Genomic DNA, 18,563 nt, shown 5'->3' on the forward strand with positions numbered 1-18,563 from the left:
CGTGTGGAACCCTGACGGGGTGGCCACTAGCCCTTCACCTTCCCCGGCCGAGGCCTATGCGGTCTCACGCCGCCGCGCCAAGTACCCCCAGCTGACGCGTTTCGCCGGCGAGGTGTCGTTCGAGTTCGACGACTTCCAGGTCCGCGGCTGCGAGGCTCTCGAAGACGGCCACGGCGTGCTCGTGTGCGCGCCCACCGGCGCCGGCAAGACCGTGGTCGGCGAGTTCGCCGTGCACCTGGCGCTCGCCGAAGGCCGCAAATGCTTCTACACCACGCCCATCAAGGCGCTGTCCAACCAGAAGTACGCCGACCTCGTCGCCCGCTACGGCAACGACGCCGTCGGCCTGCTCACCGGCGACACCTCCATCAACGGCAACGCACAGGTGGTCGTGATGACCACCGAGGTGCTGCGCAACATGCTCTACGCCGGCAGCTCCGCGATCCCCGAGCTCGGCTACGTCGTGATGGACGAGGTCCACTACCTCGCCGACCGCTTCCGCGGCGCCGTGTGGGAGGAAGTGATCCTCCACCTGCCCGAACACGTCCGCGTCGTCGGGCTCTCGGCCACCGTGAGCAACGCCGAGGAGTTCGGCGAATGGCTCGTCGAGGTCCGCGGCGACACCACCGTCGTCGTCGACGAGCACCGGCCCGTGCCGCTGTGGCAGCACATGCTCATCGGCAACCGCCTGATGGACCTGTTCGCCGGCCAGGACGAAGGCGACCCGAACGCCGAGCTGAGCATCAACCCCGGCCTGCTGCGCCGCGCCGAAGAGCTCGGCCGCTTCGCCCCCGCCTCGATGCGCGGCAACCGCGGTGGCCGCCGCGGCGCGCCCCGCCCGCAACGGTTCCGCCCGCCTTCGCGCGTCGACGTCGTGGAGCGCCTCGACACGGCCGGGCTGCTGCCCGCGATCGTGTTCATCTTCTCCCGCGCCGGCTGCGACGCCGCCGTCGCGCAGTGCGTGCGCTCCGGGCTGCGGCTCAACGGGCCCGAGCAGGTCGAGGAAATCCGCCGCATCGTCGCCGAGCGCACCGCCGACCTGCCCGAGGGCGACCTGAGCGTCCTCGGTTTCTGGGAGTGGCGCGAAGCGCTGGAACGCGGCTTCGCCGGCCACCACGCGGGCCTGCTGCCCGCGTTCAAGGAGACCGTCGAGGAACTGTTCCTGCGCGGCCTGGTCAAGGCCGTGTTCGCCACCGAGACCCTCGCGCTGGGCATCAACATGCCCGCCCGCACCGTGGTGCTCGAACGCCTGGTCAAGTACAACGGCGAAGCCCACGTCGACCTCACCCCGGGCGAGTACACGCAGCTGACCGGCCGCGCCGGGCGCCGCGGCATCGACGTCGAAGGCCACGCCGTCGTCGCGTGGCAGCCCGGCGTCGACCCGAAGCAGGTCGCCGGCCTCGCCTCCACCCGTACGTATCCGCTGCGCTCGTCGTTCCGGCCCGGCTACAACATGGCCGTGAACCTCGTCGCCCAGGTCGGCGCCGACTCCGCACGCGAGCTGCTGGAACAGTCGTTCGCCCAGTTCCAGGCCGACCGGTCCGTGGTCGGCACCTCCCGGCGCATCGACCGCAACAAGGAAGCCCTCGTCGGCTACGCCCGCGCGGTCACCGGCGAGTTCGACGAGATGCTCGAATACGTCGAGCTGCGCGCCAAGATCTCCGCCCGCGAGAAGACCCTCTCCCGGCAGAACACCGCCACCCGCCGCGCCGGCACCGCGGAATCGCTGGAGAAGCTGCGCAAGGGCGACGTCATCGCCGTGCCCGCCGGGCGCCGCGCCGGTCTGGCCGTGGTCGTCGACCCGGGCCTGGATCCGATCCGCGAGCCGCGGCCCGTGGTCGTCACCGAGGACCGCTGGTCCGGCCCACTGTCGGTCGCCGACTTCCCGTCCCCGGTCGAGCCGCTCGGCCACATCCGCCTGCCCAAGCACATCGAGCTGCGCTCACCCAAGACCCGCCGTGACATCGCCTCGGCCCTGCGTGACTCCGGCATCTCCCTGCCCGGGCGCCAGCGGCGACGCACGAGCCAGGGCGACGACGCGGAGCTCAACACCCTGCAGCGCGCCCTGCGCGCCCACCCCTGCCACGGTCTGGCCGAACGTGAGGCCAACCTGCGCTGGGTCGAGCGCTACCAGCGCCTGCAGGCCGAAACCGAGCAGCTCGAACGCAAGGTCGCCGCCACCACCCACTCGCTGGCCCGCGCGTTCGACCGGATCCTCGCGCTGCTCGGCGAACGCGGCTACCTCGGCCCCGGCACCGGCGAAGACCGCGTCACCGAACACGGCCACCGCCTCGCCCGTCTCTACAGCGAGTCCGACCTGCTGGCCGCCGAGTGCATCCGCCACGGCGTGTGGGAAGGCCTCGGCGCGGCCGAGCTCGCCGCCGTCGTGTCCACGCTCGTGTTCGAGGCCCGCCGCGACACGGCGGGGGAGCCGCGCCTGCCCGGTGGCTCCGTGCCCAAGGCCTGGGAAGAGACCACCAAGCTGTGGGTCGACCTCACCGAGGACGAACGCCGCCACCACCTCGACCGCACCCGCGAACCCGACGCCGGCTTCGCGTGGCCGGTCTACCGGTGGGCCCGCGGCGAATCGCTCGAGAAGGTCCTCACCGCCGCCGAGACCAACGGCCAGGAACTGTCCGCCGGCGACTTCGTCCGCTGGTCACGCCAGGTGATCGACCTGCTCGACCAGATCCGCGACGTCCTCGGCAAAGCCGACCCGGTCGGCGCCGCCGCCGCGGAAGCCGTGCGCGCCCTGCGCCGCGGCGTCGTCGCGGCCGGCGCGGCGTGACTGTTTTGCCTGAAGCGCGCGCCTCGGCCGCAGGGCGTTCGCGGGCAGGTCGAGGTCACCGCTCGGACAGGGTGCGCGTGGGCGCGTGTGCTCGGCCCCGACCTGTGGTTGGATCGCGCTCGACACCGTGGGCAGCGACCCCTCCCGAGGAGGTCACTGCCGCAGGCAATCAAGGCGGAGGCGAACGATGAGCACGCCGTATGGCGGCAACGACCCGCAGCAGCAGCCCCAGTACGGGCAGCAGCCGCAATACGGGCAACAGCCGGGCGGCGCCTACCCGCCGAGCGGGCCGCAGGAGCAGCAACAGCAGCCCTACAACCCGCAGCAGTACGGCCAGCAGCCCCAGCAGCCCTACGACTCGCAGCCGACGCAGTGGGTCCAGCCGCAGCAGCAGCCCCAGTACGGCCAGCAGCCCGGCGGCTACCCGCAGCAGCAGCCCCCGCAGTCGCCCCAGCAACCGCAGTGGGGCCAGCAGCCGCCCCCGCAGCAGTACGGCCAGCCTTACGACCCGAACCGGCAGCAGCCGCCCCAGCAGTACGGGCAGCAGCCCGGCGGCGGGTACCCGCAGAGCGGCCCGCAGCAGCAGCCGCTGTACGGCCAGCCGCAGACCGGCCCGCAGGCTCAGCAGCCCTATGGCCAGCCCGCGGGCAACCAGTACGACTACGGCCAGGCGACCGCTCTCACACAGACCGTCGGCGACGCCGGTGACGAACCGAAGTCGAAGCGCGGCCTGTTCATCGGCATCGGGGCGCTCATCGTCGTGGTGGCCGTGGTCGCGATCCTCGGGTTCGTCGCCCCCGGCTTCTTCAAGACCGAGGTCTTCAACAACACCCAGATGCAGACCGACGTCGCGAAGCTGCTCACCGACACCTACAAGATCGAAGGCGTCACCGGCGTCACCTGCCCGGCCGAGCAGAAGGTCGAGGACGGTGCCAAGTTCGACTGCACCGCGACCATCAACGGCAAGCCGCAGCAGGTGCCGATCACTGTCAAGGGCAGCGACGGCAACTACGAGGTTTCGCCGCCCGCCGCCCAATGATCACCGCAGTAATCCACCCTGAAAAGTGAAGCCGGGTAATTCGGTGGCCCGCACCCTGCGGGCCACAGGATGATCGCGGCATGAGCGACCACACCGTACGACTCCTGTCCTCCGCCGACGAGCAGCGCGCGGCCTGGAACCTGTTCCGGGCGGCGCTGCACGTCAAGGCCGGCAGCGACGAGGAGTGGGAGCGGATCGGCGAAGCTCTGCAGGAGTCGCGCGTGTTCGCCGCGTTCGACCCGGAGCTGATCGGCACCGTGCGCGCCGCCGACCACGAGGTCGTCCTCCCCGGCGGCGCGCGCGTGCCGCTCGCGGCCGTGACCGGCGTCGGCGTGCGCGCCGGCCGCACCCGCCGCGGCGTGCTCAGCGCCCTGCAAGCCGCGCAGCTGCAGGACTTCGCCGAACGCGACGTGGTGCTGGCGTCCCTGCATGCCACCGAAGGCGCGATCTACGGCCGGTACGGCTACGGCGTCGCCACCCTCAGCCGCAACCTCGTCGTCGACCGCCGCCACGCGCGGCTGCGCCCGGAAGCGCCGGCCGGCGGCGAGGTCAGCGTGTTCGGCCTCGAGCAGGCCCTGCTGCACTGGCCCGACCTCTACGCCGCCACCGGCACCGCCCGGCCCGGCATGATCACGCGGCCCGCGCACTACTGGCCCATGAACGAGAACCAGGCCCGCCGCTCGGACAGCCCCGTCGAGACCGCGGTGCACCGCGGCCCGGACGGCGTCGACGGCTACCTCGTCTACCACGTCGAACGCGGCGACGGTGACCGGCAGAAACTCACGGTCTTCGAGTTCCACTACACCAACCCCGCCGCGTTCGCCGGCCTGTGGCGGTTCCTGCTGTCGGTGGACCTCGTCGACGACATCTCCGTGATCGCCCGCCCCGTCGACGAACCCGTCGAACTGCTCTTCACCGACCCGCGCGCGGTCAAGGTCAAGGCCGTCGAAGACGAAACGTGGCTGCGCGTGATCGACGCGCCCGCCGTACTCGCCGCCCGCACCTACGGCGAGGCCGAACCGGTCGTCCTCGAAGTGGCCGACCCGCTGCTGCCCGCCAACGACGGCCGCTACCGCATCAGCCCCGACGGCGCCGAACGCACCGACGCCGCCCCGGCCCTGCGCCTCGACGTCACTTCGCTCGCGATGCTCTACTTCGGAGCGTGGCGCGCCTCGGCCCTGGCCGACACCGGCCGTATCGAAGTCCTCGACGACACCGCGGTGTCGCACGTGGACACCTTGTTCGGCACGCGCCGCGCGTCGTGGTGCGGTACTTTCTTCTGACCTTGACCAAGGGCCCTGAACCGGGCATCGGGGACAGGAGCGGGAATGCGCGCCGTGCTGGTGCTGGGTCTGTGCGGCCTCGGAATGCTGCTCGCCACCGGCTGTACGACCAAAGCCGACCCGGCGGCGCCCGTCAAGACCGTCACGGTCACGCCGTCCGCAACCACGCCTTCAGAGACGTCGGCGGGAAGTTCGGGCGCGACGCCGGCGTCGGCCACCGGGCCCGGGCGCGTGTTCGACGCGAAAGCCATGGACGCCGCCGTCGCCAAGATCCTCGCCGACACCTACCAGCTCGACGGTGTCGGCGAGGTCAGCTGCCCCGACCGCCAGGCCGTGACCGACGGCTCCACGTTCCAGTGCGTGGTGGACATCGCGGGCGAGGAGAAACACGTGCCCATCACGGTCACCGGCACCGCGGGCGACTACCGCGTCGACGCCCCGAAGTAGCCGGCCGAAGGAAAACGCGTGGCACCCGCGCCGCGGGCTTGGTTGGATCGCGGCATGACCGACTTCGTGGTACGCCCGATCACCGACGACGAGCGCCGGCCCACCTTCGACCTGCTCGGGCAAGCACTGCACAGCCCCCTGGTCTCGGACGAGACGTGGGCGCAGATCGGCGATTCCTGGGCCGCGCCCGGCAAGTTCGCCGCGTTCGCCGACGACCGTCCGATCGGGATCACCAGCGGTTTCGCCACCACGATCGCCGTCCCCGGCGGCGCGCTCCTGCCCGCGACGGCGGTCGACGGTGTCGGCGTGCGCGCCGACTGGACGCGCCGCGGCGTCGTCACCGCGTTGATGAGCGCGCAGCTGAACGACCTCGCCGAACGCGGCACCACGCTGGCGTGCCTGCACGCCAGCGAAGCCGTGATCTACGGCCGCTTCGGCTACGGCATCGCCACCTTCGGCGCCACCGTCCGCGTCGACCACCCCGCGCGGCTGCGTGAGGGCGCCGAAGCCGGCGGCGCCGTCCGGCTGCTCGACACCGACGAGGCCCGCGCGCAGCTTCCCGCGCTGTACCAACAGATCGGGCTCCACCGGCCGGGCATGATCGCGCGCCCCGACGTCTGGTGGCCCGTCGCGCTCAACCGCCGCCTCAGCCGTGAGGGCGGGTATCGCGTGGCTGTCCACACCGGACCGAACGGTGAGGACGACGCGTTCGCGATGTTCACGAGCGTGGACCAGTCCACCGTCGCCGAACCCGAACGCGGCCCGCTGCTGGAGGTCCGCGACCTGCACGGCACGAACCCGGAGGCGATCGCCGCGCTGTGGCGGTTCCTGCTCTCGATCGACCTCATCGCCACCGTGAGCTCCCGCTTCCGCCCGCTCGACGAACCCCTCTCCGTGCTGCTCACCGACCCGCGCCGCGCCCGCACCACCGAGGTGGAAGACGACCTGTGGCTGCGGCTGGTCGACGTCGCCGGCGCGCTCGCCGCTCGCACCTACGGGCAGGGCGAACCCGTCGTGTTCGAAGTGGACGATCGGCTGCTGCCGGCCAACCGCGGCCGCTACCGCGTCGGCCCCGACGGCGCCGAACGCACCGACGCCGATGCGGACCTGCGCCTCGACGCCGACAGCCTCGCCATGCTCTACCTCGGCGAGTGGCGCGCCTCGACGCTCGCGCAAGCCGGCCGGATCACCGCGGTCGACCCGGCGGCGCTCGGCCGTGCCGACACCCTGTTCGCCACCGACACACGGCCGTGGTGCGGCACGTACTTCTGAGCCGCGCTTACGCCTTCGGCAGCGCCGCCAGGAGCCGTTCGACCGAGCGGCCCAGGTTCCACCGCTCGGCCAGCTCCGCGACCCGATCCGGGTCCGCGGGGCTCGTCGGCACGGCGTCCGGCCCGGACTGCACCACCGGCGCGTCGACGGCGACCCGCACCACGGTGGGGGCCACGGCGAGGTAGTCGGCCGCGTCCTTGAGCCGCAGCCGGGTCTTCAGCGGCAGCCGCGAGTCCCCCGACTGCGAGGCCGAGATCAGCTCCTCCAGCGACCCGAACTGCGTGATGAGCTTCGCCGCGGTCTTCTCACCGATACCGGCCACGCCGGGCAGCCCGTCGGACGGGTCACCTCGCAACGCGGACATGTCGGCGTAGGCGGGACCCGCGTGGCCGGCCGGCACGCCGTAGCGCTCGGCGATCTCGGCCTGCCCCAGCACCTCGGCCTTCGCCCAGCCCTTGCCCACGTACACGACCGAGGTCGGCGTCGGCGTCGCGCGCACGAGCTGGAACAGGTCGCGGTCGCCGGTGATGACCTCGACGGGCGAGTCCTGCTCGTGGGTGGCCAGCGCGCCGATCACGTCGTCGGCCTCGTAGCCCGCCGCCTCGGCCGTGGCGAACCCGAACGCGGCCAGCACGTCGAGGATCACCGGCACCTGCGGTGTGAGCGTGTCGGGCACCTCCTCCACGTCGGCCTCGCCCTCGCCGTGCCCCGGCACGGCGACCCGGTGCGCCTTGTAGCTGGGCAGCAGGTCGGTGCGGAACTTCGGCCGCCAGTCCGCGTCGAGGCACGCCACCAGCCGTGACGGGCGCCGGTCGGTGAGGATGCGCGCCAGCGTGTCGGTGAAACCGCGCACGGCGTTGACCGGCGTCCCGTCGGGCGCGGTCATCGAGTCGGGCAGCGCGTAGTACGAGCGGAAGTACAGGCTCGCGGAGTCGAGGAGGGCGAGTGGTCCGGTCACGCGCCCAGCCTGCCACGTCTGCCCGCGCAGTACCCCGCCTGACGCGCCGCCCGGTTTCCACCGCCCCGTCCCGGGTACCCCTGATCGACACCGTGAGAAAGGGGAGTGGGAGTGCGCGTACTGGTCACCGGGGCGTCCGGTTTCGTCGGGAGCCGCGTCGCCGAGGCACTGGCCGCCGACGGGCACGACGTGCTCGCGATGACCCGCAACCCGGCCGCATACACGGGCGCGGGCACCGCGGTGCACGGTGACGTCGAGGACTCCCGCTCGCTCGACAACGCGTTGCGGGGCACCGACGCCGCCTACTACCTCGTGCACGCCCTCGACGCTCGTGACTTCGAACGCCGGGACGCCGCCGCGGCCCGCGCGTTCGCCCTCGCCGCGCGCACCGCCGGGACCGGCCGCATCGTCTACCTCGGCGGCCTCGGCGACGACTCCGACGACCTGTCCGCCCACCTGCGCAGCCGCCGCCAGGTCGAGTACCTGCTCGCCGGCACCGGCGTGCCCGTGACCGTGCTGCGCGCCGGCATCGTGATCGGCCACGGCGGCATCTCGTGGGAGATCACCCGCCAGCTCGTGGAGCACCTGCCCGCGATGGTCACCCCGCGCTGGGCCGCCACCCGCGCCCAGCCGATCGCGATCGCCGACGTCGTGCGCTACCTCGTGGGTGTGCTCGACTCGCAGGCCGCGGAAGGCCGGACGTTCGAGATCGGCGGCAGCGAACAGCTGGCCTACCTGGACATGCTGAGGCGGCTGGCCCGGATCGAGGGCCGCAGCCCGCTGATCGTGCCCGTGCCGCTGCTCTCGCCGCGGCTGTCGTCGTACTGGCTCGCGCTGGTGACCGACGTCGACGTGGCCACCGGCCGCACGCTCATCGACTCCATGGCCAACGAGGTGGTCGTGCGCGACCCCGCGATCCGCGACGTCGTACCGTTCGAACCCATGGACTACGACTCCGCGGCCCTGGCTGCGCTGGCCGAGCGCGTGCGGGCGGCGTGATGCGGCGCTCGCTGCTCGGGCTGGTCACCGCGGCCGGCACCGGACTGCTCGGCTGGTCGCTCTCGACGCCTCCCGGTTCGGCCCGCTTCCACGGGCGCACGGGTGCCGTCGCCGCCACCTGGGTCGCGGGCGGGCTCGCCGCGGGACCGCCGCCGCGGGGCACCTCACGCCACCCCGTCGCGGGACCGGTGACGGTCGCCGCCGGCGCGTTCGGCGTGTTCTACGGCTGTGCACTGGTGGCCCGCCGCATCCCGCCGTTGTCGCGGGCGATCGCGGGCGTGCTCGCCTACGCCGACCGCGGCTCGGGTCCGGCCGTCTACGCGACGACACTGATCACCGGCGCCGCCGAGGAAGTCTTCTTCCGCGGCGCCATGCAAGGCTCGGTGACGCGCGCGCCGGTGGTGACCTCGACAGCGGTCTACGCACTGTCCACCGTGGCCACTCGCAACCCGGCGCTCGTGCTGGCGTCGATCGTGATGGGGACGCTGTTCGGGCTGCAACGCCGTGCCACGGGCGGCATTCAGGCGCCGCTGCTGACCCATGTGGTCTGGTCCGCGTTGATGCTCACGGCGTTGCCGCCGCTGTTCGAAACTCCGGCCCCGCCCGGGTGACGGGCGCCCTCGCGCGCCGGTACTAGGCTCAGCCGCATGTCGCGCCGATCCCTCCACACGCCCGCCCCGGACGCCGCCGCGCTCCGCGCCCGCCTCGACCGCGCAGCGAAAGCGGCCGCCGCCGCGGACACCGACGCCCTGCTCATCGCCCCCGGCTCCGATCTGCGCTACCTGCTCGGCCAGGCGGGCGGCTCGTTCGAGCGCCTCACCACGCTCGTGGTGCCCGCCGACGGCGTGCCCGCGCTCGTCGTGCCCAAGCTGGAGGCCCCCGGCTACGCCGACGTACCCACCGCCGAGCTCGGCGTCGAGGTCCTCACCTGGGTCGACGGCGACGACGCCTACCGGCTGGTGGCCGGCCGGCTCGGCAAGGCCCGCCGCGTCGCCGTCAGCGACTTCACCCCGGCCCTGCACGTGCTCGCCCTGCGCGCCGCCCTCGGCGACGCCGAGCAGACCCTGGCCGGTCCCGTCGTGCGCGAGCTGCGGATGCGCAAGGACGCCGCCGAGATCGCCGCGCTGCGCGCCGCGGGTGCCGCCATCGACCGCGTGCACGCCCGCGTGGGCGAGTGGCTGCGCGCCGGGCGCACCGAGGCCGAGGTGGGCGCCGACATCGCCGCCGCCATCGTCGAGGAGGGCCACACGGTGGCCGACTTCGTGATCGTCGGCTCCGGCCCCAACGGCGCCAGCCCCCACCACGATGTCTCCGACCGCGTGATCGAGCGCGGCGACGTGGTCGTCGTCGACATCGGCGGCCCGCTGCCCGAGGGCTACAACTCCGACTCCACCCGCACCTACGCAGTCGGCGAACCGCGCGACGCCGACGTCGCCTCGACCTACGCCGTGCTGCAGCAGGCCCAGCAGGCCGCGGTCGACGCCGTGCGCCCCGGCGCCACGGCCGAGTCCATCGACGCCGCCGCGCGCGACGTGATCGACGCCGCCGGCTTCGGCGAGTTCTTCATCCACCGCACCGGCCACGGCATCGGCCTCGACGTGCACGAGGAGCCCTACATCATCGCGGGCAACACGCTGCCGCTGGAGCCGGGCATGGCGTTCAGCGTCGAGCCGGGCATCTACCAGCCGGGCCGCTGGGGCGCCCGCATCGAGGACATCGTCGTGGTCACCGAGGCCGGCGTCGAGGCCGTGAACACGCGGCCGCACGACCTCGTCGTGCTCGAAGCATGAGCGGCCCCCTCGAGCCGCTCGACCAGGCCATCGTGCAGGAGCTCGCCGCCGACGGCCGGCGCAGCTTCACCGACCTCGCCGAACGCGTGGGGCTGTCGGTGTCGGCTGTGCACCAGCGCGTACGGAGGCTGGAACAGCGCGGCGTGATCCTCGGCTACACCGCCCGCCTGGACGGCGAGCAGATCGGCCTCCCGCTCACCGCTCTGATCTCGCTGACCCCCAACGACCCGGCCGCCCCCGACGACTACCCACAGCGCATCCAGCACATCACGGAGATCGAGTCCTGCTACTCGGTCGCCGGCGACGAGTCGTACATCCTGCTGGTGCGCGTCGCTTCGCCGCTGGGGCTGGAGGACCTGCTGCGACGGATCCGGGAAGCGGCGAAGGTGTCGACCCGGACGACGGTGGTGCTGTCGACGCCGTTCGAAGGGCGTTCGCCGACGTTGTGACTGCCGGTGGTGGTGCTTTCCCCGTGGGCAGAGCACCACCACCGGCCGCTACACCACGGTCGAGCGCACCGTCGCCGGCAACCGTTCGGGGTGCGTGTCGCCGAGCCGGTCGAGAATCCGGCCGGCCTCGGCATCGGGATCGCCCAGGGGATCGCGGCCGAACTGGAGGTAGTGCCGGCCCCCGGGGCCGACGACGGAGATCTCCACCTCGCCGTCGTCCCCGATCATCCAGCCCCGCCCGCCGAGCAACCCGAACCCCCACTGCCCGAGAACCCCGGGCCGGTCGTCCAGCACCGACACCACGCGCCGCGCCACCCGCCTCGGCACGTCCTCCCACCACCGGTCGACGTCCGCGCGGATCAGCTCCTCGAAGTACTGCCCGGGATCGAACCGCGCCGCCTCCGGCGGCGTCAGCCCTTCCCACCGCTGGACCTGCCAGTCTGCCCACACCACCGCGTCGTGCGGCGCGCCCCAGCCCGCGTTCTCCCGCTCGACCCGCACGGAGATCGCCACCGGATCCTCGGCCCGCGAGCCCCGCCACAGCGGCGCCCGCGGCCGTTCGTCGAACAGCTCCAGGCCCACGTCGGGTGGACGCAGCGGGCTGCGCCGCCCGAGCAGCACATCCGGATCCGTTCCCCGGCCGTAGTCACCGCGCACCGCGTGCGCTTCCACGCCGAGCCCGAGGATCCGCCCGTCCACCAGTGGCACCACCTGCGGCGTCCGGACCCCGTCGACCTCGTCGACCCGCACCTCCAGCCGCAGCCGCGCGTATCCCGTGTCCGTCATCCGCGCCAGCATGGCAGGCCGCGAACCCGCTCACCGGCCGGCGAGTACCGCCACACCGGATCGGGCGACTTCCGGAGCCGGCCCGGGCCGCGAACCCGCGCCGAACTCCTGGACCTCGTCAGCGCCGCGGGTCTACGCGTGGCCGGCCGCATCGACACGACACCGCGGCACCCGAAGGCGGCTGCCACCGAAGACCCCCTTCACGCCGCCCGTGCCGGGGAGGTGACGTCGCTGTGGCGCCTCCAAGCCCGACCGCTGGTACGATAAAAGGTATGGCAACACGTAAGGTCACCCTTTCTCTCGACAGTGGTGCGCTCGAGTTCGCCGAACGAGCTGCGAAAGCGCACGGGATCTCGGTCTCGTCCTGGTTGTCCAAGGCGGCCCGGCGGGAGGCGGTGCGCACGGGCTACACCCCGCAGCAGGCGCCGATCGCGCCGGCGGCCGAGGCGGACGAGGTGGAACGGACCGCGGCGGAAAAGGACATGCGTGCGCAGGGGTGAAGTCTGGACGTACCATCCGCCGACCGAACCGGCCCGGGAACGCACCGTGGTGCTCCTGTCGTCGGACGGGGTGAACGAGTCCGAGCGACCCTGGCTGCTCGGCACCGAACTGCTCGACCGTGACCCGCAGGACATTCTGGGCGTCGCGGTCGACGCGCGGTACTGGGTGTCCACGCTCAACCTGACCCGGCTGTACCGGCCGTGGTTCGACGAGCGCATCGCCGAGATCGACCAGGAAGTGCAGGAACAGATCGACGTCGCACTGCGGGCTGCGCTCGACCTCTAGTGCCGCCGCTCAGCGGTTGGCGACCTCGGGCACGGCGTGGAGCTTGCCGTCGGGCCCGGAAAGGCAGGCGGCGAGCTCGTCACGCCCGGCGAGGAACTCCGAGAGGCAGTCGGCGATCGCGGCGTGCCCCGCGGCGTTGGGGTGGAACGACTCCTGCAGCGCGTGCTGCGCCCGGTCCGCTTGGCCCAGATCGCTCAGGTGCAGCGTCAGGCGCGTGAACCACTCCGAAGCCGGGTTCGCCCCGCCGCTGCACGCCTCGTGGTGCTCACCCGCGCGCGAAAGGTCCAGGAACCGCGCGCCGGACTGCACGGCGGCCTGCTTCAGGCCCGCCGAGAGCGTGGTGATGCCCGTGGTCGAGATCCACTGCAGGTCGTCGGTGCGAAACGGGCAGCCGTCGAGGTTCTGCAACCCAAGCGGAACGTCCGTGGCGACGGGCGTGGCGTAGGACTGCACCACGAGCTGGTAGTCGGCCGGCACGTAACCCGCCTGGGCCAGCACCTTCTTCACATCGCCGACGGCGTTGACCACCTTCGGCACCATCGCGTCCACTTTGGACTGCCACGTCTTCTGCAGCGCCACGTTGCACGACGGCGCGCTCACCGAGAACCACGCCTTGAAGCACTCGGACACCTGCGTGGAGAACTTCGGGTCGTCATTGGCGCCGATCGCGATCACCACGGCGGCCACTCGGTGGTTTTTCACCACCGCGGCCAGCTGCTGCGCCTGTGACGGCTCACCCCACTGCTTCACGCCGCCCAGCGACACCTGCTCCGCCGGCGCGCCCGAACACGCCAGGTTCACCCGCGCCGTGACGTCCGGAATGCGGACCTTCTGCACGAACGCGTTGGCCGAGCGATGGCACCAGTCGCCGTTGCGGCCGTCGGTGTCGGGGGTGTAGTCGCCGGCGCCCTCACCGGACACGGTGCTGTCACCGATCGCCACGACCGTCAGCGGGCCTGTGCCGGGCGGCCCTTTGCGCGGCAGCGGCTGGCCGGGTTTGAGCCCGGGGCCGGAGAACGCGAAGAAGCCCGCGAGCACAGCCACGCAGGCGAGGACGAGGGCTCCCCACCACCACCGGAATCGTCGCATCGCCGCCCGAGTCTAGCGAGTGCGCCCGGCTCTGGGGTTTTCCCCGGTCCCGCGCTGGGACATTGGTCACCACCCGGAAGGGAGCGGATGCCATGAACGGGCACGAGAAGGACGGACAGCGGCCGCACGAGGCCTTGACCCGCGACGCGGACAAGCGCGCCCGGTCCGCGGCCGACACCTACTTCCAGGAGTCGCTCGAGCACCTGCGCACCTGACCGGTGACGTCGGACGCTTCGCGAGCGCCCACGGGCTGCTGCTGCTCAAACCCGACGCGATCGCCGCCCGCCGCATCATGTCCACAATGGACTGGCTGGTGGAACACGGCCACTCCGCAGCTGCGCCGCATCGCCGACCACTGCGCCGGCTGCACCGACTCGCTGCTGCTGGTCGTCGCCCCCGCCGGGGACCAGGGCCTGCTCGCGGACCTGCTCGTGCCGGTCCGCCTCGCCGAGCTCGTCGGCCCCAGCGACCCCGCCGCGCGCGAACCGGGGCGGCTGCGCACCGAACTCGGCCGCTACGCGCTGCTCAACCTCGTCCACCCCGCCGACGTGGTGCGCGACCTCGGCATCTACTGCACCCCCGACGCCCGCGCGGAGCTCGTCGAACAGGTCCTCGCCGGCGCCGACCGCCAGGCCCTCGTGCGTTGACCTCGCCCGCGACGTCAACGCCGACAGCCCCGCCCACGACCTCTCCGTCCCCGCCGCGAAAACCCGCCTGCGCCGCGAAGCCGAGCGCCTCCTCGCCGGCCACACCCTCACGCCCGCGGCGCACGCGTCCCTCGCTCCGGCTTTGACGACCGGCGGTGACGAGGCCATCCGCACCATCGTCGAGGCCACCTGGGCCCACCAGCTCGCTTTGCCGGCGTGGGACGCCGCGGCCGACCTGTACCCGATGACGGTGCCGGGCGCCCGCCCGCTCGTGGCCCCGATGACGGCGGCGGCCTGGCGCCGAGCCGCCCTGCACGCGGTCCGCCACGCGTAGCGCTCGGTGCGCCGGGGCTCGCGGCCGCCCCGAAGCCAGTCATTCGCCTCGTACTCGCCGGCGATCGGCCGCGGTCCGCCTAGGTGTCGGCGAGGGCGGCACGCTTGCGTTCCAGCAGGGCTCGTTCGGCGGCGTTCTCCGCGAGCTCCACCGCCCGGTCGTACGCGGCCACCGCCTTGCTGCGTCGGCCGGCGCGCGCCAGCAGGTCGGCCCGCACGGCGTGCAGCAGGTGGTAACCGTCCAGATCCAAGGGGTCCACCAGCGCCAACGCCGCGCCCGGCCCGTCGACCTCAGCAACGGCCACCGCACGGTGCAGCGCGACCACCGGCGTCGGCGTCAGAAGCAGCAAGTGGTCGTACAACTGCACGATCTGCCGCCAGTCGGTTTCCCCGGCGGTGGCAGCGTCGCTGTGGACGGCGTTGATGGCGGCCTGCAGCTGGTACGGCCCGGGCCGGTCGCGGCGCAGGCAGCGGCGGACGAGGTCCTGCCCTTCGGAAACCAGGGCACGATCCCAAAGACCGCGGTCCTGGTCGGGCAGCAGCACCACCGCACCGCCGGGACCCGTGCGAGCCGGACGGCGTGACTCGACCAGCAGCATCAGCGCCAGCAATCCCAGCACCTCGGGCTCGTCGGGCATCAGCGAAGCCAGCACCCGTCCCAGCCGGATCGCCTCCGCCGCGAGGTCGGGGCGGCCCAGCGAGGCTCCCGACGTCGCCGTGTGGCCCTCGGTGAAGATCAGGTACACCACGGCCAGTACGGCGGCGAGGCGGTCGGGTAGGTCGGCGTCGGCGGGGACGCGGTAGGGGATGCCGGCGTCGCGGATCTTGGCCTTGGCGCGGGAGACGCGCTGCGCCATCGTGGGCTCCGGCACGAGGAACGCGTGGGCGATCTCGCCTGTCGTCAGGCCGCCCAGCAGCCGCAGGGTGAGCGCGACCCGGGCGTGCGGGGCGAGCGCCGGGTGGCAGCAGGTGAAGATGAGGCGGAGCCGTTCGTCACGCACCGGGCCCTCCTCGACCGGTTCCGTGCCGGCATGCAGGAGAGCGGCCTGCGCGTGCCGGTCGGAGCGCGAGGACTCGCGGCGCAAACGATCCAGAGCCCGGCGACGAGCGGTGGTCACGAGCCATCCGGCGGGGCTCGGTGGCAGTCCGTCGGCCGGCCAGCGGCCCGCCGCCACCGCGAACGCCTCTTGCACCGCTTCCTCGGCGACGTCGACGTCCCCGAACACCTTCACCAGCACCGCCACGGTCCGCCCGTACTCGGCGCGGAACACCCGATCCAGAGCGTCCACAGTGGACACGCTCAGGCCTCGCCCTGGAACGGCCGGACCTCCACCGGCAGCGTGGTGATCTCGGCGATCCGCCCGGCCCAGCCGAGTGCGGCGTCGAGGTCCGGCGCGCGCACGATCGTGAACCCGCCCAGGTGCTCCTTGCCCTCGGTGAACGGGCCGTCGGTCGTGAGCAGATCACCGTCCTCGGCCCGCACGACCGTCGCCGAACCGGGCGCGTGCAGGCCACCGGAGAACACCCACGCGCCGGCGTCCTTCATCTCGGCGTTGAGCGCGTCCAGCCGGTCCACGATCGTGTCGAGCTGTTTCGCCGACGGCGTGGGTCCGTCGGGCTGGTAGACGCTGAGCAGGTACTGCTTCATGGCTCGATCCTTCCCTCTCGTCACCCGTTACACGAACAGCCGAAGGGCACTTCGACACTCGCCGGAACTTCCACGAACAACAAGAGGGCTCTTCGCCGGAGCGACGCCGGCGAAGAGCCCTCTTGTACCCGTCGCGCGCCGCTACGGGTAGCTGACCACGTTCACCGGCGCCGTGCCAGACGGTGTCGCCGCGCCGGTGTCGTTGACGACGTGCGTGATGCTGCCGCGGGTGTTCAGCGACACCGTGAGCAGGCTGTGCAACCGCACGCCGGGCGTGTTCGGCACTTCGAACGCGTGGTAGCTCGACACGGCGGGGTTGGTGTCGAAGAAGCAGTAGCTGCCCAGACCCCACGCCTCGTGGGAGGTCACGTTCGCCCCGACCTTGTAGGCCGCGTACCCGGCGACGCCCGAGGGCGCGTTCCACGACGCCTGGTCCGGCACGTCGTAGGGCATCTCGTTCTGGAAGAAGATCGTCCGCCCGCGCTGGCCGTTCCAGATCACCTGGTACTTCTGGTAGTGCTCCACGAACAGGCCGGTCGCGAGCACGTCGTCGCCGTTGACCAGCACCCCGGTGTCGGCGGTGTTGGTGGTCCAGCCGACCGTGCCGGGGTTGCCGTGGTCGGCCCGCCACGCCCAGGTGTGGTCGATGATCGTGTCGTCGCTGTTCACGACCAGGCTCGTGGTGGCCTTGCCCGCGAGCTCACCGCCGACGCGGAAGAACACGTCCTGCAGCGTCGTCGGGTCCGCCGCGTGGTCGACGTGTGACCCGGCCGTGCCGACGGTCAGCAGCGACTGCGAGTTCGTGGTGCCGGCGTCGAAGAGCAGGCCCTTCACCCGGACGCCGTCGACGTCCGCGACGTGCATGGCGTCGACGCCGTTGTCGGGCACCAGGGTCGGGTAGCCGATGCCGAGCACGACGGTGTCGGCGCGCGTGACGTTCAACGTCTGGTCGAGGTGGTACACGCCGGGGGTGAAGAACAGGTTGCAGCCCGCGGCCAGCGAGCTGTTGATCGACGCCGCGGTGTCACCGGGCTTGACCACGCGGAACTGGCTCATCGGCAGCGACGTCCCCGGGGTGGAGCCGGCGGCCCAGCTCGGGCCCGACGCGTTGGTGCGCAGGGCAGGCAGGAACACGCGGTAGTTCGCGCCGTCGAGGTAGAGGTAGGGCACGTCGCGCGAGACGGGCGTGGTGGCCAGCGTCGTCTCGGGCGGGTTCGGGAAGGTGTTCGCCGGCGCGCCGGTGGTGCCGGAGAAGACCATGTTCCACACACCGCCATCCCAGCTGCCGAAGGCCGAGTCGCGCGTGTACCACTGCTGCTGCGAGATCGACGCGGTCTGCCCGGACACGCGGGTGTCGGCGACGTAGCCGCCGCTGGCGAAGCCGAAGCTGGCCGGGTAGAGCTGCAGCCCGCCGCGGATGTCCATCCGGCGGAACGGCGCGGCCTGCGCCACGGCCCACCGGTCGTTGCCGCTGGCAGGGTTCACGGCCATGTTCTCGGCCGAGCGCCAGAAGTTCTGCAGCGCCACGCCCTGGTCGGAGGCGTTGAACGCGTCGACGGTGATGTCACCGTTGATCGTCACGTCGTCGGGGTTGCGCCCGAGGCCCGCGACGGAGGTGTAGAAGCCGACGTCGTCGTGCACGGCGTAGGTGCCGGGCTTGAACAGGTGCGCCACGCGACGGTCGGCGAACTGCGCGGTCTGCGTGTCCTTCTGCGCGTTGAAGTCGGCGTCGAGCTGCGCCTGGATCGTGGCGGCGGGCATGTTCGGGTCGAAGATCCGCACGTTCGGACCGAAGTCCGGCACGTCGGGCTGTGCCGGGCAGCCGGCCTGCGTGCCGCCGCCCTGGGTGAACGTGAAGTGCGGGGTGTCGAACTGCGGCCCGTTCTTCTCGTAGGTGAACCAGTAGTCGAGCACGCTGCCGCTGCCGAGCCCGCCGACGGTGGTGTGCCAGGTGCCGCCGCCCTCGGTCATGCGCACGTTCTGCTGCCCTACGCCGGGCACGACCGTGTAGTGCACATCGACGTAGCGCGCCGGGCCGGCGGGGGTGAAGGTGAGCTGCACCTGCTGCGCGCCGGCCGCCGCGGCGGCCTGGGTGTAGTCGCCGGCAGCCGAGGCCGGGGGAGCGGCGACCAGCCCGGCCCCCGCCAGGAGCGCGGCCGTGGCGAGCGCCCTCCGCCATCGCGCGCCGTCGGATCGGGAACTTCGGGATCGGGAGCTGCGGTCCAAGGTCCGGTCCAAGGTCCGGTTCACGC

General features: G+C 72.4%; 20 protein-coding genes. 14 read left to right on the forward strand and 6 right to left on the reverse strand.

Annotated elements, in window-relative coordinates; genetic code table 11:
* The first annotated feature begins 19 nt into the window (after window positions 1-19).
* The 5 genes from AB0H62_RS27745 to AB0H62_RS27765 all read left to right on the forward strand — a co-directional run bounded on the left by AB0H62_RS27745 (window position 20) and on the right by AB0H62_RS27765 (window position 6,826).
* A complete protein-coding gene (locus tag AB0H62_RS27745; protein ID WP_220240766.1) occupies window positions 20-2,785 on the forward strand; it encodes a DEAD/DEAH box helicase in 2,766 nt (921 codons plus the stop codon).
* A gap of 187 nt (window positions 2,786-2,972) precedes the next feature.
* On the forward strand, window positions 2,973-3,824 hold the full coding sequence (locus tag AB0H62_RS27750) for a DUF4333 domain-containing protein (protein ID WP_360589103.1): 852 nt from the start codon (window positions 2,973-2,975) through the stop codon (window positions 3,822-3,824).
* Between the two features lie 80 nt (window positions 3,825-3,904).
* On the forward strand, window positions 3,905-5,107 hold the full coding sequence (locus AB0H62_RS27755; protein ID WP_360589104.1) for a GNAT family N-acetyltransferase: 1,203 nt from the start codon (window positions 3,905-3,907) through the stop codon (window positions 5,105-5,107).
* A 45-nt stretch (window positions 5,108-5,152) separates the two neighbouring features.
* Complete coding sequence (locus AB0H62_RS27760) at window positions 5,153-5,554, forward strand: DUF4333 domain-containing protein (RefSeq protein WP_360589105.1); 402 nt, start codon at window positions 5,153-5,155, stop codon at window positions 5,552-5,554.
* A gap of 54 nt (window positions 5,555-5,608) precedes the next feature.
* Window positions 5,609-6,826, forward strand: a complete 1,218-nt coding sequence (locus tag AB0H62_RS27765; RefSeq protein WP_360589107.1) for a GNAT family N-acetyltransferase — start codon at window positions 5,609-5,611, stop codon at window positions 6,824-6,826.
* Window positions 6,827-6,833: 7 nt separating this feature from the next.
* On the opposite strand, the gene AB0H62_RS27770 is transcribed toward AB0H62_RS27765, so the two are convergent.
* Window positions 6,834-7,784: a 5'-3' exonuclease gene (locus AB0H62_RS27770; protein WP_360589109.1), complete on the reverse strand. Its 951-nt coding sequence runs from the start codon at window positions 7,782-7,784 to the stop codon at window positions 6,834-6,836.
* A gap of 111 nt (window positions 7,785-7,895) precedes the next feature.
* Here AB0H62_RS27770 and AB0H62_RS27775 point away from each other — a divergent pair, with 111 nt between their 5' ends.
* Genes AB0H62_RS27775 through AB0H62_RS27790 form a run of 4 tightly spaced genes read left to right on the forward strand, consistent with a single transcriptional unit; the run spans window position 7,896 to window position 11,022 of the window.
* The gene (locus AB0H62_RS27775; protein WP_360589111.1) at window positions 7,896-8,783 is read left to right on the forward strand and encodes an NAD(P)H-binding protein; all 888 of its coding nucleotides are present in this window, start codon (window positions 7,896-7,898) and stop codon (window positions 8,781-8,783) included.
* Window positions 8,783-9,394: a CPBP family intramembrane glutamic endopeptidase gene (locus tag AB0H62_RS27780; protein WP_360589113.1), complete on the forward strand. Its 612-nt coding sequence runs from the start codon at window positions 8,783-8,785 to the stop codon at window positions 9,392-9,394. Before AB0H62_RS27775 ends, AB0H62_RS27780 begins: the two co-directional genes overlap by 1 nt.
* A 36-nt stretch (window positions 9,395-9,430) precedes the next feature.
* Window positions 9,431-10,573 (forward strand): Xaa-Pro peptidase family protein, encoded by a 1,143-nt coding sequence (locus AB0H62_RS27785; RefSeq protein WP_360589114.1) that lies wholly within the window; start codon window positions 9,431-9,433, stop codon window positions 10,571-10,573.
* Complete coding sequence (locus tag AB0H62_RS27790) at window positions 10,570-11,022, forward strand: Lrp/AsnC family transcriptional regulator (RefSeq protein ID WP_009078207.1); 453 nt, start codon at window positions 10,570-10,572, stop codon at window positions 11,020-11,022. The genes AB0H62_RS27785 and AB0H62_RS27790 overlap by 4 nt, the downstream gene beginning before the upstream one ends.
* A gap of 48 nt (window positions 11,023-11,070) precedes the next feature.
* On the opposite strand, the gene AB0H62_RS27795 is transcribed toward AB0H62_RS27790, so the two are convergent.
* Window positions 11,071-11,808, reverse strand: coding sequence for a hypothetical protein (locus AB0H62_RS27795; protein ID WP_360589117.1), 738 nt, complete (start codon window positions 11,806-11,808; stop codon window positions 11,071-11,073).
* Between the two features lie 272 nt (window positions 11,809-12,080).
* Between AB0H62_RS27795 and AB0H62_RS27800 the strand changes: the two genes are divergently transcribed.
* A complete protein-coding gene (locus tag AB0H62_RS27800) occupies window positions 12,081-12,308 on the forward strand; it encodes a hypothetical protein (protein WP_220240756.1) in 228 nt (75 codons plus the stop codon).
* Window positions 12,295-12,594, forward strand: a complete 300-nt coding sequence (locus AB0H62_RS27805; RefSeq protein ID WP_220240755.1) for a hypothetical protein — start codon at window positions 12,295-12,297, stop codon at window positions 12,592-12,594. The genes AB0H62_RS27800 and AB0H62_RS27805 overlap by 14 nt, the downstream gene beginning before the upstream one ends.
* A 9-nt stretch (window positions 12,595-12,603) precedes the next feature.
* Here AB0H62_RS27805 and AB0H62_RS27810 read toward each other — a convergent pair whose 3' ends face one another.
* On the reverse strand, window positions 12,604-13,683 hold the full coding sequence (locus AB0H62_RS27810) for a GDSL-type esterase/lipase family protein (RefSeq protein ID WP_360589119.1): 1,080 nt from the start codon (window positions 13,681-13,683) through the stop codon (window positions 12,604-12,606).
* A 92-nt stretch (window positions 13,684-13,775) separates the two neighbouring features.
* Here AB0H62_RS27810 and AB0H62_RS27815 point away from each other — a divergent pair, with 92 nt between their 5' ends.
* The 3 genes from AB0H62_RS27815 (at window position 13,776) to AB0H62_RS27825 (ending at window position 14,664) form a co-directional block, all read left to right on the forward strand.
* Entirely contained in the window at window positions 13,776-13,898 is a 123-nt protein-coding gene (locus tag AB0H62_RS27815) for a hypothetical protein (RefSeq protein WP_360589121.1), read from the forward strand.
* Window positions 13,899-13,901: 3 nt separating this feature from the next.
* On the forward strand, window positions 13,902-14,330 hold the full coding sequence (locus tag AB0H62_RS27820) for a hypothetical protein (protein WP_360589123.1): 429 nt from the start codon (window positions 13,902-13,904) through the stop codon (window positions 14,328-14,330).
* Between the two features lie 142 nt (window positions 14,331-14,472).
* Entirely contained in the window at window positions 14,473-14,664 is a 192-nt protein-coding gene (locus tag AB0H62_RS27825) for a hypothetical protein (protein ID WP_360589125.1), read from the forward strand.
* Window positions 14,665-14,743: 79 nt separating this feature from the next.
* On the opposite strand, the gene AB0H62_RS27830 is transcribed toward AB0H62_RS27825, so the two are convergent.
* From AB0H62_RS27830 to AB0H62_RS27840, 3 genes are all read right to left on the reverse strand, one after another.
* Window positions 14,744-15,961: an RNA polymerase sigma factor gene (locus AB0H62_RS27830; RefSeq protein WP_360589127.1), complete on the reverse strand. Its 1,218-nt coding sequence runs from the start codon at window positions 15,959-15,961 to the stop codon at window positions 14,744-14,746.
* 2 nt (window positions 15,962-15,963) lie between these two features.
* Window positions 15,964-16,311 (reverse strand): YciI family protein, encoded by a 348-nt coding sequence (locus AB0H62_RS27835; RefSeq protein WP_220240751.1) that lies wholly within the window; start codon window positions 16,309-16,311, stop codon window positions 15,964-15,966.
* A gap of 141 nt (window positions 16,312-16,452) precedes the next feature.
* Entirely contained in the window at window positions 16,453-18,561 is a 2,109-nt protein-coding gene (locus AB0H62_RS27840; protein WP_360589129.1) for a hypothetical protein, read from the reverse strand.
* Window positions 18,562-18,563: the final 2 nt, after the last annotated feature.

Origin of the sequence: Amycolatopsis sp. NPDC050768, from assembly GCF_040654155.1 — a bacterium.
Classification (GTDB): Bacteria; Actinomycetota; Actinomycetes; order Mycobacteriales; family Pseudonocardiaceae; genus Amycolatopsis.

Excerpts from the sequence above, each read along its gene's own strand:
- AB0H62_RS27800 (WP_220240756.1), top strand. The coding sequence starts at position 12,081 with ATGGCAACACGTAAGGTCACCCTTTCTCTCGACAGTGGTGCGCTCGAG.
- AB0H62_RS27835 (WP_220240751.1), bottom strand. The coding sequence starts at position 16,311 with ATGAAGCAGTACCTGCTCAGCGTCTACCAGCCCGACGGACCCACGCCG.
- AB0H62_RS27780 (WP_360589113.1), top strand. The coding sequence starts at position 8,783 with ATGCGGCGCTCGCTGCTCGGGCTGGTCACCGCGGCCGGCACCGGACTG.
- AB0H62_RS27760 (WP_360589105.1), top strand. The coding sequence starts at position 5,153 with ATGCGCGCCGTGCTGGTGCTGGGTCTGTGCGGCCTCGGAATGCTGCTC.
- AB0H62_RS27755 (WP_360589104.1), top strand. The coding sequence starts at position 3,905 with ATGAGCGACCACACCGTACGACTCCTGTCCTCCGCCGACGAGCAGCGC.
- AB0H62_RS27750 (WP_360589103.1), top strand. The coding sequence starts at position 2,973 with ATGAGCACGCCGTATGGCGGCAACGACCCGCAGCAGCAGCCCCAGTAC.
- AB0H62_RS27810 (WP_360589119.1), bottom strand. The coding sequence starts at position 13,683 with ATGCGACGATTCCGGTGGTGGTGGGGAGCCCTCGTCCTCGCCTGCGTG.
- AB0H62_RS27795 (WP_360589117.1), bottom strand. The coding sequence starts at position 11,808 with ATGACGGACACGGGATACGCGCGGCTGCGGCTGGAGGTGCGGGTCGAC.
- AB0H62_RS27785 (WP_360589114.1), top strand. The coding sequence starts at position 9,431 with ATGTCGCGCCGATCCCTCCACACGCCCGCCCCGGACGCCGCCGCGCTC.
- AB0H62_RS27815 (WP_360589121.1), top strand. The coding sequence starts at position 13,776 with ATGAACGGGCACGAGAAGGACGGACAGCGGCCGCACGAGGCCTTGACC.
- AB0H62_RS27765 (WP_360589107.1), top strand. The coding sequence starts at position 5,609 with ATGACCGACTTCGTGGTACGCCCGATCACCGACGACGAGCGCCGGCCC.
- AB0H62_RS27790 (WP_009078207.1), top strand. The coding sequence starts at position 10,570 with ATGAGCGGCCCCCTCGAGCCGCTCGACCAGGCCATCGTGCAGGAGCTC.